This window comes from Mucilaginibacter hurinus, from assembly GCF_003324525.1.
Lineage (GTDB): Bacteria > Bacteroidota > Bacteroidia > Sphingobacteriales > Sphingobacteriaceae > Mucilaginibacter > Mucilaginibacter hurinus.
Genome location: NZ_QGDC01000003.1, coordinates 212,436 through 225,743, shown reverse-complemented (window position 1 = coordinate 225,743; position 13,308 = coordinate 212,436). Strand labels below are relative to the sequence as shown.

General features: G+C 46.3%; 12 protein-coding genes. 4 read left to right on the top strand and 8 right to left on the bottom strand.

All coding sequences use genetic code 11. The annotated features are described in order from the left end of the window. Window position 1: 1 nt before the first annotated feature. The 3 genes from DJ568_RS06790 to DJ568_RS06780 form a co-directional block, all read right to left on the bottom strand. A complete protein-coding gene (locus tag DJ568_RS06790) occupies window positions 2-238 on the bottom strand; it encodes a hypothetical protein (protein WP_114004508.1) in 237 nt (78 codons plus the stop codon). 20 nt (window positions 239-258) lie between these two features. Then, complete coding sequence (locus tag DJ568_RS06785) at window positions 259-849, bottom strand: TetR/AcrR family transcriptional regulator (RefSeq protein ID WP_114004507.1); 591 nt, start codon at window positions 847-849, stop codon at window positions 259-261. Between the two features lie 151 nt (window positions 850-1,000). Further along, complete coding sequence (locus DJ568_RS06780) at window positions 1,001-1,960, bottom strand: TIGR01212 family radical SAM protein (protein WP_114004506.1); 960 nt, start codon at window positions 1,958-1,960, stop codon at window positions 1,001-1,003. 272 nt (window positions 1,961-2,232) lie between these two features. Here DJ568_RS06780 and DJ568_RS06775 point away from each other — a divergent pair, with 272 nt between their 5' ends. Beyond that, window positions 2,233-2,823 (top strand): hypothetical protein, encoded by a 591-nt coding sequence (locus DJ568_RS06775; protein ID WP_114004505.1) that lies wholly within the window; start codon window positions 2,233-2,235, stop codon window positions 2,821-2,823. 123 nt (window positions 2,824-2,946) lie between these two features. Here DJ568_RS06775 and DJ568_RS17185 read toward each other — a convergent pair whose 3' ends face one another. After that, window positions 2,947-3,096, bottom strand: a complete 150-nt coding sequence (locus DJ568_RS17185; protein WP_158534889.1) for a hypothetical protein — start codon at window positions 3,094-3,096, stop codon at window positions 2,947-2,949. Window positions 3,097-3,533: 437 nt separating this feature from the next. On the opposite strand from DJ568_RS17185, the gene DJ568_RS17450 reads away from it, so the two are divergent. Beyond that, the gene (locus DJ568_RS17450; protein ID WP_114004504.1) at window positions 3,534-7,631 is read left to right on the top strand and encodes a methylmalonyl-CoA mutase family protein; all 4,098 of its coding nucleotides are present in this window, start codon (window positions 3,534-3,536) and stop codon (window positions 7,629-7,631) included. Between the two features lie 142 nt (window positions 7,632-7,773). After that, window positions 7,774-8,598 carry a DUF4846 domain-containing protein gene (locus tag DJ568_RS06765; RefSeq protein ID WP_114004503.1) on the top strand — a complete coding sequence of 275 codons (825 nt, stop codon included), beginning with the start codon at window positions 7,774-7,776 and terminating at the stop codon, window positions 8,596-8,598. Between the two features lie 15 nt (window positions 8,599-8,613). Here the strand turns inward: DJ568_RS06765 and DJ568_RS17100 are convergent, their stop codons facing one another. The 4 genes from DJ568_RS17100 to trmB all read right to left on the bottom strand — a co-directional run bounded on the left by DJ568_RS17100 (window position 8,614) and on the right by trmB (window position 10,152). After that, window positions 8,614-8,802, bottom strand: a complete 189-nt coding sequence (locus DJ568_RS17100; protein ID WP_147238719.1) for a hypothetical protein — start codon at window positions 8,800-8,802, stop codon at window positions 8,614-8,616. Between the two features lie 15 nt (window positions 8,803-8,817). Then, the gene (locus DJ568_RS06760; RefSeq protein ID WP_114004502.1) at window positions 8,818-9,042 is read right to left on the bottom strand and encodes a hypothetical protein; all 225 of its coding nucleotides are present in this window, start codon (window positions 9,040-9,042) and stop codon (window positions 8,818-8,820) included. 119 nt (window positions 9,043-9,161) lie between these two features. Further along, window positions 9,162-9,500 (bottom strand): MGMT family protein, encoded by a 339-nt coding sequence (locus DJ568_RS06755; protein WP_114004501.1) that lies wholly within the window; start codon window positions 9,498-9,500, stop codon window positions 9,162-9,164. A gap of 4 nt (window positions 9,501-9,504) precedes the next feature. Then, a complete protein-coding gene (trmB, locus tag DJ568_RS06750) occupies window positions 9,505-10,152 on the bottom strand; it encodes a tRNA (guanosine(46)-N7)-methyltransferase TrmB (protein WP_114004500.1) in 648 nt (215 codons plus the stop codon). Window positions 10,153-10,339: 187 nt separating this feature from the next. Here trmB and gcvP point away from each other — a divergent pair, with 187 nt between their 5' ends. Beyond that, a complete protein-coding gene (gcvP, locus tag DJ568_RS06745) occupies window positions 10,340-13,231 on the top strand; it encodes an aminomethyl-transferring glycine dehydrogenase (protein WP_114004499.1) in 2,892 nt (963 codons plus the stop codon). Window positions 13,232-13,308 lie beyond the last annotated feature (77 nt).

The window sequence follows — 13,308 nt, the reverse complement described above, 5'->3', positions numbered from 1 at the left end:
TTTAAATAAGTTCTATGCACAGGTAACCATGCTGGTTAACTATATCAATAATTTGTACGGGGCTTAACTTTTCAGAGACTACCCGCAGCACCTTATCGCAATCTTCAAGGTCAATACTCCACTCGGTAATGTCCGGGTTGCCGGTTAATGCTTCCTGCAGGTTATAAAGATCGTCCCGCGTTTTAATACTGGTTTTAAAAACCAGTATATGGTCAGGATTTAATGTTTGCACAGTCATGGGTCGGGTCAGTTAACAAATTATTTTTTAAGCGCTTTAATTACCAGTTCGCACGTTTGCTCTAATATCTCATCTGTAAGCACAAAGGGCTGGCCGGTTAAGCCTTTACCTTCGTTATGAAAGCGTATCAGGTTGTATAGCGGGCCATAAGCCACACTCCAAAAAACGTTCATGGGCAGCAGGTCTATTTCATCATTTGCCACGGCCCTCAGCATAAAATCACCCATTGCCTCTTTAAACTGTCCTACTATAAACGGATGTATCCTGTCGTTATAAGTGGAGGTCCGCAACTGGTCAAAAAACCGGGCGCTTTTCGGATTTTTTGTAAGCTGCTGCGCTCGCCTCTTCCATTGCTGGCGTATGCCATCTGCAAAGTTCAGGGTTTGGTCAAACCCGCTCAGTACTTCATCAGTAAAGCGTTGGGCTTCTTCAATTGCTACCTGTATAATGAGGTCATCCTTATCCTTGTAATAAATGTACAGTGTAGCAACCGATACATTGCAGGCTTTAGCAAGCTTGTTCATACTAAAGCCTTCGAAGCCGTCGCTTACCAGCAAATCAATCGCCTTTCGTTTTACCAGCTGCTGCTTATCTGCACTGCGTGTGCGCATTAAAAAATAATTTTCATGCCGCAAAAATAAATGAATATTCGTTTAGTTATGAAATTTATTTATTTTTAATAATACATACGGCATATAACTGCGTGATGTTACAGCTCAGGTAAGCCAGACGGAATTTGTTTATACTTTTTTTGGGAGGCCGTTAAAAAGCCAGGTACTTTGAGCCTTGTATGATTCCCCTGTCCGAAATCATTTTATCAATATAATATTGTATTTCTGACTTCTTTAGCTGCCAGTTAGGGGCAATCAGGAGTTCGCGGTCGCTGAGGCCGAACAGCCTTTGTATCACCACGTCAGGCCGTACCAGGGGAAGCAGGTCGCATAAAAATTCGGCATATTCATGCAGGCTAAACAATTTAAAAGGATCACGCTTGTATTTCACGCCCATAACCGAGCCTTCCACAATATGCAGGTGATGAAATTTTACAAACTTTATCTGCCGGTGACGATTTATCTCATCGGCGTAGGCCAGCATCATGTCTCTAGTTTCCCACGGAAAGCCGAAGATGGTGTGCACGCAGATATCAAGCTTGCTATTTTCCACCAGTTTAAGTGCAGTCAGCAAATCGTCATGCAAGCAGCCGCGGTTTATCTGGTTCAGCGTATCGTTATAAATGCTTTCCATACCCATTTCCAGGTCAACGTCAAAGCGGTCGGTATAACTTTCAAGCAGGGCTATCTTTTCGGCATCTATACAGTCGGGCCGGGTACCCACGCTCAGGCCAACGATGTTTTCGGTATTAATGCTCAGCGCCTCGTCGTATAGCATTTTTAAATAGTGTGCAGGGGCGTAGGTGTTGGTATTAGGCTGAAAGTAAATAATAAATTTATCAGCCTTGTTGCCTTTAATGGCACGCTCCATGCCTTGCTCCACCTGCTCACGTAAATTAGGTGTGCTCCGGCTAACTGATGGTGTAAATGAATCAACATTACAATAGGTACAACCGCCATAGCCCTTGCTGCCGTCGCGGTTAGGGCAGGTAAAGCCACCGTCAACAATCACTTTAAACACCCGCTGCCCGTTATATTTCTCACGCAGCCAGGGGCCATAGTTATTGTAGCCTTTAAAGCCTTCCTGTAATGTTGTTGCTGTTACCTGCATTTGGGTACAAAGATAAAGAATTTTTGGGTGGCGCAGGGCGGGAGGCGTTTTTGGTTACCAGTTAGAAGATCCGGACTACGGGTAAAGCCTACTGCAAGTGGGTGCATCTGATCCCAAATACAGCAATAGCGCCCTCCCCTGTGCGCTGTAGATAAAAATTGTCGATGCAACTACCAACTTACGCCTACCCACTTCCGGGTAATTTTATCTAACCTTTAAATAGTAAGTTATATTATAAATACTTTTACTGATCCCTGATATATACGAACTGTATGAAAAGAAACTTTTACATCCTGGTTATCCTTTGTATTATGCTCACTGCTGTTGTTTCGTGCAGTAAAAGCGGAAACGGTCCTGATGGCTCCAACAACGGTGGCAGCACACCGTACTTTGAATACTCCATTGGCGGCGACAAAGCCATACGCGTTAACTGTGCCGAGATTAACTTTTCGGCACGCGATGGCGAAACGATAAGCGGGGTATTCGCTACTTCTGCATCTAACAAATCTACATTCAGTTTCACGTTCCCGGCAACGTCGGCGGCAATTGAGGCCGCGGGCACGGGCGATTACCCGGTTCTGCCGTTCAAAGGTTACCTCGACGGATCTGAGCCTTTTGAGTTCAGCCTGAGGGCGCCAAAAACCGCCGGCGGTACTGATTATTATATGGCCACTGAGCCAACAGCGGCCGACCATAAGAATACCGTTAAGAAGATAGAAAAAGGATCTGTAGAATCGGGCAAACAAGTGTATTGGGTAGAAGGCGAATACAAGCTACCAGCCAAAAATGCCGACGAGCAAACCACCACTATTACCGGAAAATACCGCTTTAAGTTATATACGCTGCTTACTGCCGCCCAATAAACCCCTTTGAATGGCCATGGCTTTGTTGGCCTGAGCGAATTGTGTAATAAACTTTCCGGCCTCTCTTTAGGTGTAACGAAAAAATTTATATTTTATACTTAAACCATCCCCCCATATAGTCCGTTAATGCGGATTGTATGGGTTTTTTGTTTTAGGGGGATTTTGTGGGTATTTTGGTTCGGGTAGCCCTGCTACACGCTCACACTGTTCAGGCATGAGGTGCGAGGGCTGGTATTCGCTGCTATCGGTTATTTCGTTTTTCTCGATTGTCATAGAAGGCGATAGTATGGCCATTTGCCTATCAGAAAATCGGTGGTATCATCATGCCGCAGGCGTATAAGCAGGTCTATCCAAACCATAGCGCCACAAACTCTGCTTTTCTTAAAAATCTGATAGTCTGAAACTCAAAATGCCCTACAGACGATCATCTACAAGGCCCGCAACAACTTAACCCCACCTTAACACTCGTTTCGGTCTTTGAAATAAAAAATGTTGTAAAATTTGCCTTTGTTCCGCACGGTTCGGCTACCCAAGCCTGTCCTACGAGCCCATATACAAACTATACCGCATCACATTAACCACTGGGTCTAAAACAGCGTGCCATACGGGAAAAGCTGCCTTTACAACCACCACTGCCTTTAAACCACACCCGCCCCGCACCCTCCACCCATCCCAAAAATTCCTATCTTTATCTCATCCAATTACACCGCATGGAAACCACCGCGCCATATCGCACGCAACATAAAATACGCTTTGTTACCGCTGCTTCATTGTTTGACGGGCATGATGCCACCATAAACATTATGCGGCGCATATTACAGGCAAGCGGTGCAGAGGTGATACACCTGGGCCACAACCGCAGCGTTGCCGAGGTGGTGGATTGCGCTATACAGGAGGATGTGCATGCCATTGCCCTCACCAGCTACCAGGGCGGCCATACCGAGTACTTTAAATACATGCATGATTTGCTCGCCGGGCGCGGAGCGGGCCACATTAAAATATTTGGCGGGGGCGGGGGCGTTATCCTCCCGCACGAAATTGAGGAACTCCACGCCTACGGCATCACGCGCATTTACTCACCCGACGATGGCCGCCACATGGGCTTACAGGGCATGATAAACGACATGCTGCAACAGGCCGACTTTGCTACCCGCACCGGCCTGAACGGTGAGTTAGGCCATCTGGAAGACAGGGATCCGCAGGCTATTGCCGGGTTAATTACATTGGCGGAGCAGGAACAACTCACCCCGACCCTCTCCAAAGAAAAGGGGAACGATAGCGGCCTCACCCTAAATCCCCCACCAATGGAGAGGGACTTCAAAAATGAGGGTAAAAAAGTTTCCTCTCCTTTGGAGAGGACGGGAGGTGAGGCTGTCGTCCTCGGCATCACCGGCACAGGCGGCGCGGGTAAATCATCGCTGATTGATGAGCTGGTACGGCGGTTCCTGCTGCAAACAGACAAAACGCTGGCCATTATTTCTGTAGACCCAAGTAAACGGAAAACTGGGGGTGCGTTACTCGGCGACCGTATACGGATGAACGCGATAAACAATCCGCGTGTGTACATGCGGTCGCTGGCTACACGTCAGGCCAACCTTGCATTGAGCAAACATGTGCAGCAGGGCGTGGATATATGCAAGGCTGCCGGATTTGACCTGGTTATTGTCGAAACATCCGGAATAGGCCAGAGCGACACCATGATCACCGACTATTGCGACCTGTCGCTGTACGTAATGACGCCAGAGTTTGGCGCGGCTACCCAGCTCGAAAAGATTGACATGCTGGACTTTGCCGACGTGGTGGCTATAAATAAGTTTGATAAAAGAGGCGCTCCCGATGCACTGCGCGACGTGCGCAAGCAATATAAGCGTAACCACCAGCTATTTACTACCAAGGACGAAGACCTGCCGGTATTTGGTACCATGGCCTCGCAATTTAATGACCCGGGTATGAACCAGTTGTTCGGCGCGCTGATGCAGACCATTAAGGCTAAAACCGGAAAGGATTTGATTGGCAATAAGCAGAACGATGCGCTTAGTTTGGGTGATAATAGTGAGAAAACTTACATCATCCCGCCGGAGCGAACGCGTTACCTGGCCGAAATTGCCGAGGCAAGTGATACATATAAACAGTGGGTGGATGAGCAGTGTATGGTGGCGCAGCAGTTATATAGCATTTGGTGCCTCAGCCCGGCCCTCTCCAGGGGGGAGGGGAACGATAAGAGTCTCACCCTAAATCCCTCTGCAAAGGAGAGGGGCCTTAAGAAGGGCGAGGGAAAAAAAGAGTCCTCTCTTTTGGAGAGGATGGGAGGTGAGGCCTTACAGCATCTGAAATCCCACCTGGAAACTCAACTACACCCGGAGTGTAAGCGTTTGTTGGATGCCTGGCCGGATACCCTTAAGAAGTATAAGGCAGAAAATTTTATTTATAAGGTACGCGACAAGGAAATTAAACAACCGCTGTATTACACCAGCTTGTCGCAATTGCAGGTGCCTAAAATTGCATTGCCGCGTTATGAAGCCTGGGGAGACATATTACGCTGGCTGCTTACCGAGAATGTGCCGGGGGAATTCCCATACGCTGCCGGTGTGTTTCCCCTGAAACGTGAGGGCGAAGACCCCACCCGGATGTTTGCCGGTGAGGGTAGTCCGGAGCGCACCAATAAGCGGTTTCATTATGTGTCGCTGGGGCAGCCCGCGCACCGCCTTTCAACAGCATTTGATTCAGTTACCCTGTATGGTGAAGACCCGAACACACGCCCTGATATTTACGGAAAGATAGGTAACGCCGGTGTAAGCATAGCCACCCTTGACGATGCCAAAAAGCTGTATTCAGGGTTCGACCTATGCCACCCCAGCACGTCAGTCTCTATGACAATAAACGGACCGGCGCCAATGCTGCTCGGCTTTTTTATGAATGCCGCTATCGACCAGCAATGCGAAAAATATATTATCGAGCATAATTTGCAGCATTTGGTAGAGGATAAATTCAAAGAGTTGTATGATGATAAGGGGCTGGACAGACCGGGGTATGGCCTTGCCCCGGCCCTCTCTAAAGTAGAAGGAGCAGAACCGGGAAGCGACCTGGAAAAAGCGCACTCTCCTTTGGAGAGGGCGGGGGGTGAGGCGCAATTTGGTTATGAAACTTCTGATCTGCGTTTCTGGGATATTTTAAAAGCGAACTCCCATCTGAACAGGCAGCATCCCACCGAAGCTGAAAACGTACTGTGGCAGTTATTAAGAAATAATCAAACAGGCTATAAAGTTAGGCGACAACATGCAATAGATGGCTATATTGCTGATTTTGTATGCCTGGGCAAAGGGTTAGTCATTGAAATTGACGGTGCTCACCATAACGAAATAGCCGAATATGATGAGATACGTACACGGGTTTTAAATGGTGAAGGATTTGAGGTTATACGTTTTACCAATGCAGAGGTGCTTGCCAATGCGATGGGTGTGGTTAAGCGGATTAAGGGAAGGTTGGACGCTCAGCCAGACAGACGCCTCACCCTAAATCCCTCTCCAAAGGAGAGGGACTTAAAGAATGAGAAAGACAAAGCTCCCTCTCCCTTGGAGAGGGCAGGGGGTGAGGCGCTCCCACAGGGCAACAATGGCCTTGGGCTTATGCTCCTGGGCCTTACCGGCGACCAGGTATTGCCAGCAGACATTTACCAACAAATAAAAGCCTATGCCATGACCACCGTAAGGGGGACTGTGCAGGCTGATATTTTAAAGGAGGACCAGGCGCAGAACACCTGCATTTTTTCTACCGAATTTGCCCTGCGGATGATGGGTGATATGCAACAGTATTTTATTGACAATAAAGTCCGCAATTTTTACTCTGTGTCTATATCCGGCTACCACATTGCCGAAGCCGGGGCCAATCCTATTTCGCAGTTAGCTTTTACCTTGTCAAACGGCTTTACCTATGTAGAATATTACCTGAGCCGCGGAATGCATATTGATGATTTTGCACCTAACTTGTCGTTCTTTTTTTCTAATGGCATCGATCCGGAGTATTCCGTAATAGGCCGTGTCGCCCGGCGCATCTGGGCTAAGGCCATTAAAAATAAATACAAAGGGAACGACCGCTCGCAAAAGCTCAAGTACCATATACAAACCAGCGGACGCTCGTTACATGCGCAGGAGATAGATTTTAATGATATTCGCACTACCCTGCAGGCTTTATACGCTATTTATGATAACTGTAACTCGCTGCATACCAATGCGTATGATGAGGCCATCACCACGCCGACAGAGGAATCAGTTCGCAGGGCGATGGCCATACAGCTTATAATTAACCGCGAATTAGGTTTAGCCAAAAATGAAAACACATTACAAGGCAGCTTTATTATTGAAGAACTTACTGATTTGGTTGAAGAAGCTGTTTTGGCCGAGTTTAAAAACATCAATGAGCGCGGAGGGGTACTGGGAGCAATGGAGACCATGTACCAGCGCAGCAAGATCCAGGAAGAATCGTTATACTATGAAACAATGAAGCATACCGGCGAGTACCCGATAGTCGGGGTAAATACTTTTTTAAATAAAAAAGGGTCGCCCACTATTACGCCGGGCGAAGTAATACGCGCTACCGAGCAGGAAAAGCAATACCAAATAGCCGCGCTGCACGCCTTTCAGTTACGTAACCAAATGCACGCTGATGAGTTGCTTAAAAACCTGCAACAGGCTGCTATAAGTGGTGATAACATTTTTGAAAGCCTGATGGAAGTATGCAAGTATTGTTCACTTGGTCAAATATCACATGCCCTGTACGAAGTAGGCGGCCAATACAGGCGAAACATGTAGTAATAGCGTGGTTAACGTGGGCGCATTGAAACATTTGCCACGGCGCTGAGTGAATAATGATTGCGTGTAACAAATTTTAATGCCAGCGGATATTATTTAACAGGCAATAACGTTAAAGGATAAATCCTATAACCTGTAAGCCATGCGTATAGTCCTTATCCCGGTTGTTTTTTTATTGCTGATTGTTGCTGTTTTGGCGCAGGTTTACAAAAAACCAGCGCCCCTTGCTGCCAAACCGGCCAAAATCCCGGTTGTTAATGTAAAAGGAACAACTGTCGCGAGCCGCTTTAACCCTCCCACCGGATATGCTATTGTTAAAACTACTCCAGGGTCATTTGCAGCATATTTACAGCAAATGCCGTTAAAGCCTGCCGGTACTCAAGCGGTAACTTACAAAGGCGACGTTGCAAGTACTGAAGGTTATACCGCCGCTATTATAGACATGAGTATTGGCTCCCAAAACTTGCAGCAATGTGCCGATGCCGTTATCCGCCTGCGTGCCGAATACTTGTACAGCCGGAAAAAATATGACGCAATTAGCTTCAACTTTACAAGCGGGTTTAAGTGCGATTTTTTACACTATGCTAATGGTTACCGATTTATTAATGATAGGTGGGTATTAAAGGCAGGAGAAGATTACAGCTACGAAAATTTTTTGAATTACATGAATCTCGTATTCACCTACGCCGGTACATTATCACTGCAAAAGGAATTGCAAGCTGCACAATCTGCTGACTTGCAACCCGGAGATGTTTTTATAAAAGGTGGCTCGCCGGGGCACTGCTTTATTGTGATGAATGTAGCTGTAAACAGCAGGGGTGATAAGAAATTCCTGCTGGCGCAAAGCTTTATGCCCGCGCAAAGTATTCAAATACTCCAAATGTGGGGCAATCCATGGTTTAGTCTGGAACCATCAGGTATTCCGTATGGCCAACTAATTGATAAAAATTACCTTAAACGATTTTAGCTCTTACTATAATGCTTAAGGTTGTCCTACATGCCCGCTGGTGTCTGTTATTACCGTAGTATCCATGTGGGTTGAGTCGGCGGTATCATAGGCACTCTCACCTGTCGGACTGCCTGTTTGATTTTGCTGATTACCGGCTCCGCCTGAACAGGCCGTGTAAATCATGGCTATAAGTGCCATTGCTATAAAAAAACTTTTTTTCATAAGATTTATCTTTGATTATTGTTGGGTATTTGCTGTATCCGTTACATCGGTACCGCCGTTGCCTGAATTGTCAACGCCTGTACTGGTTGTATCGGTTGATCGTATTACTGTATCTGTGTTATACGTGGTGTCATTAGCGTTGTCAGCACTGTCGGTACCTTCGCCATGCTGATTTGTGCCACTGCATGAAGCCAAAGCAACACTTGTGCATATACCTGCTATTATAAGTAACTTTTTCATCGTTGTGGTTTTAAACAATAACGCTATGCCGTGAAAATGGTTTTATCCGGGCGCATCTTGAGATTGTGAGGCATCGTGCGGTTAATAAAGATCCAACGCGGGCAGGATGTTAAGCCGTTTTAGTCGAGCGACAATTCAACCGCCGGGTCCCAGAACACTGCTTTAAAATTCTGAACCTGGTTATCCCTTACTATCACCCCTTCGCTCGCCAGCATCTGCTCCATTAAATTAAACGTTGGGAAATGAAACTTGCCGGTAAGTAATCCCTGGCTGTTTACCACCCTGTGCGCCGGCACCGGCGGCTGCGCCGAGCCTGCAGCACCCATAGCGTAGCCCACCACCCTGGCTGAGCGTTTTGTGCCCAGGTAGTGTGCAATAGCACCGTACGATGTCACCCTGCCTGCAGGTACCTGCCGTACCACCTGGTATACCTTATCAAAAAAGTTATCGCCGGTCATCCTATTAAAATGAAAACTTGAGGTAATTGATATTCTTGTTTTCCTGCAGATATTTCTTTTCGTAGTAAGTTTTAATGGATAGTACTTCATCGGCGTACTCAGAGTGATACAGATCCTCGGTACGGACGTGCAGGGTCAAATCCTGCTCTTCAATTTTTTCAGCAGTGTAAGCATGCAAACCGTCATTGTCCGTTTTTAAGTTGACATAGCCTCCGGGCTTTAAAATAATTTTATATTTTTCTAAAAAGCGTGGCGATGTTAATCGTTTCTTTTCGCGGCTTAACTGCGGTTGCGGATCAGGAAAAGTTATCCATATTTCGTCAATTTCGCCGGGTGCAAAATAGTCAAGTATTGTCTCAATTTGTATGCGCAAAAAACCTACATTACTTACCCCATCTTCCAACGCGGTTTTTGCTCCTCGCCAAATGCGGTTGCCCTTATAATCTATACCGATGAAATTTTTATCCGGAAACATCCGTGCCAGGTTAACAGAATACTCACCTTTTCCGCAGGCCAGTTCAAGCACCAAAGGATTACCGTTTTTAAAAAAATCCTTAGTCCATTTGCCTTTTAAAATCTTGCCGGCATCAAGTTGAATTACATTGCTAAAGGTTGCCACTTCGGCAAACCGCCTTAATTTATCTTTACCCACTTAAAAAAAATTGAAATGCAAAAATAGCTTTTCCGGCAGGTTGGCGTAACAATATTTTTAATGGATCAAAACTCAGTGAGCATCCCTTATATATGCGTGTAAAGCTAATGTAATAACAGTCTGTAAAATTGATAGTGAATAGCTAAAAGTGTACCTTTGCCGCTAAATATTAACAGGCCAGCTATTCATGCAACTGAACACAGATTACCAGGAAAAATTCCAATTCCGCCACATCGCTCCCAACCAAGCCGAGACTGCCGAAATGTTAAAAACTATAGGCGCGTCGTCTCTTGATGAACTTATAGAGCAAACCATACCCGAGCAAATTAGGCTTAAAAAGGCCCTTAGCCTACCCCCGGCAAAAAGCGAATATGATTACCTGAATTCTTTAAAGCAAACGGCTTCAAAAAACAAGGTTTTTAAATCCTACATCGGGCAGGGTTATTATGATGTTATTGTTCCCGGAGTAATTCAGCGTAATATTTTGGAAAACCCGGGATGGTATACCCAATATACACCATACCAGGCTGAAATTGCGCAGGGACGGTTGCAGGCATTACTTAATTTCCAAACCATGGTGATTGACCTTACAGGGATGGAAATAGCCAATGCCAGTTTGCTTGACGAAGGCACTGCTGCGGGTGAGGCCATGTTTATGCAGTATAGCTTACGTAAAAATCAGAACGCCAATAAATTTTTTGTTTCTGACGAATTGTTTGCACAAACCATTGATGTTTTAAAAACCCGGGCTCAGCCCTATGGTATCGAACTGGTTACCGGTAATCATGATACGGTTGAACTAACCGATGATATGTTTGGCGCAATAGTACAATATCCCGCCAAAAATGGCGAGGTATATAATTACAAAGACTTTGCCGCCAAAGCGCACGAAAAAGGCATCAAATTAACCGTTGTGGCTGATTTAATGAGCCTGGTACTGTTGACGCCTCCTGGTGAATGGGGTGCCGATATTGTTGTAGGCACGAGCCAGCGTTTTGGGATACCAATGGGTTTTGGCGGACCCCACGCTGCTTTTTTTGCCACTAAGGAGGAGTACAAACGCTCAATGCCGGGCCGTATAATTGGCGTTACCATTGATAGCGCTAATAATTATGCGCTACGTATGGCTTTGCAAACGCGCGAGCAACATATACGCAGGGATAAAGCAACTTCAAATATCTGTACCGCTCAGGCGCTATTGGCTATTATGGCTGGTATGTATGCGGCTTATCATGGCCCTAAAGGCTTAAAGCTTATAGCCGAGCGTATACATAGTCTTACTGTTTTATTAGCCAATTCACTGGAAGAGCTTGGTTATAGGCAGCTAAACCAGGCATACTTTGATACCGTTCAATTTGACTTGGGTGATTTAGTTGGTCCGCTGCATGGTGAAGCAATAAATAATGAATGCAATTTAAACTATAATGGTTCGGTAGTTACTATCTCAATAGATGAGACCACCCTGCCTGAAGATATAAAGACCATCGTACGCTTCTTTGCCAAAGTAAAAGGTAAAACCCTGAATGATGTGGATATTGACGGGCTTAAAGCACAATTGCAAACCCCTGTACCTAATGATTTACAACGCACATCAGCTTACTTAACACACCCGGTATTTAATTCGCATCATTCAGAACACGAGATGCTGCGCTACATTAAATCGCTGGAAGCGAAAGATCTTTCCCTTTGCCACAGCATGATAGCGCTCGGATCATGTACGATGAAGCTAAATGCTACTACCGAGATGGTGCCTGTTACCTGGCCCGAGTTTAGCAGGATGCACCCTTTTGCCCCTGCCGACCAGGTTGGCGGTTATATGCAGGTGTTTGATGAGTTAGATAAGTGGCTGAGCGAGATAACCGGTTTTGCGGCTATGAGCCTGCAACCCAATGCAGGCGCGCAGGGTGAGTATGCGGGTTTAATGGTAATACGCGCTTACCACCTTGACCGTGGGGATGCACACCGTAATATTGCGCTGATACCGTCATCTGCACATGGCACTAACCCCGCATCGGCGGCTATGGCCGGTATGAAGATAATCGTAGTAAAATGCGATGACAACGGTAATATAGACGTTGCCGATCTGAAAGCCAAAGCAGAGCAATACAAAAGCGAGCTTTCATGCCTGATGGTAACCTACCCGTCTACCCATGGCGTGTTCGAAGAAAGCATCATCGAGGTGTGCGATATTATTCATCAGAATGGCGGCCAGGTTTATATGGACGGCGCCAACATGAATGCGCAGGTGGGATTAACCAGCCCGGCCAATATCGGTGCTGATGTTTGCCACTTGAATTTGCACAAGACCTTTTGTATACCGCATGGCGGTGGCGGCCCCGGGATGGGGCCTATCGGGGTAGCTAAACATCTCGTCCCCTATTTACCAGGCCATGCTGTGGTGGATATTGATAAAGGCAAATCCATTCCCGCTGTATCCGCAGCGCCCTGGGGTTCAGCTTCCATACTTATCATATCACACGCTTATATAGCCATGATGGGTAGTGAAGGGCTTACCAGTGCTACCAAATACGCCATACTAAATGCTAATTATATAAAAAGCCGCTTAAAAGCGCATTACCCGGTTTTATATACCGGTAAGCAAGGCCGTTGTGCTCATGAGATGATACTGGACTGCCGCTCCTTCAAATCTTACGGCATTGAAGTTACCGACATTGCCAAACGACTAATGGACTACGGCTTCCACGCGCCAACAGTATCGTTTCCGGTTGCGGGCACTGTGATGATAGAACCAACCGAATCTGAGCCAAAGCACGAACTGGACCGTTTTTGTGATGCGATGATAGCCATCCGTCATGAAATTAAAGACGTTGAAAGCGGCGTATTGGATAAAACCAATAACCCGCTAAAAAATGCGCCACACACGGTAGCGGTTGTAACAGCCAACAGCTGGGAGCATTCATATACCCGTCAGCAAGCAGCATTCCCATTGCCTTACGTGGCAGCTTATAAGTTTTGGCCATCAGTTGGCCGTGTTAATGACACTTATGGCGACCGTACGCTTATATGCTCATGTCCGCCTGTTGAAGATTATGCTTTTGAAGAAAGTGTGATTGAATAGGTATGATTTGAGATTGTATGTTATATGCCGTGAAAAAACCGCATTTGTAAATTTGCTTAGTGCACATTCATGTAATG

Coding starts and splice junctions, on each gene's coding strand:
- DJ568_RS17100 (WP_147238719.1), bottom strand. CDS start 8,802: ATGAAAAAAAGTTTTTTTATAGCAATGGCACTTATAGCCATGATTTAC.
- DJ568_RS06790 (WP_114004508.1), bottom strand. CDS start 238: ATGACTGTGCAAACATTAAATCCTGACCATATACTGGTTTTTAAAACC.
- DJ568_RS06775 (WP_114004505.1), top strand. CDS start 2,233: ATGAAAAGAAACTTTTACATCCTGGTTATCCTTTGTATTATGCTCACT.
- DJ568_RS17185 (WP_158534889.1), bottom strand. CDS start 3,096: ATGACAATCGAGAAAAACGAAATAACCGATAGCAGCGAATACCAGCCC.
- DJ568_RS06785 (WP_114004507.1), bottom strand. CDS start 849: ATGCGCACACGCAGTGCAGATAAGCAGCAGCTGGTAAAACGAAAGGCG.
- DJ568_RS06765 (WP_114004503.1), top strand. CDS start 7,774: ATGCGTATAGTCCTTATCCCGGTTGTTTTTTTATTGCTGATTGTTGCT.
- DJ568_RS06755 (WP_114004501.1), bottom strand. CDS start 9,500: ATGACCGGCGATAACTTTTTTGATAAGGTATACCAGGTGGTACGGCAG.
- DJ568_RS06760 (WP_114004502.1), bottom strand. CDS start 9,042: ATGAAAAAGTTACTTATAATAGCAGGTATATGCACAAGTGTTGCTTTG.
- DJ568_RS06780 (WP_114004506.1), bottom strand. CDS start 1,960: ATGCAGGTAACAGCAACAACATTACAGGAAGGCTTTAAAGGCTACAAT.
- gcvP (WP_114004499.1), top strand. CDS start 10,340: ATGCAACTGAACACAGATTACCAGGAAAAATTCCAATTCCGCCACATC.
- DJ568_RS17450 (WP_114004504.1), top strand. CDS start 3,534: ATGGAAACCACCGCGCCATATCGCACGCAACATAAAATACGCTTTGTT.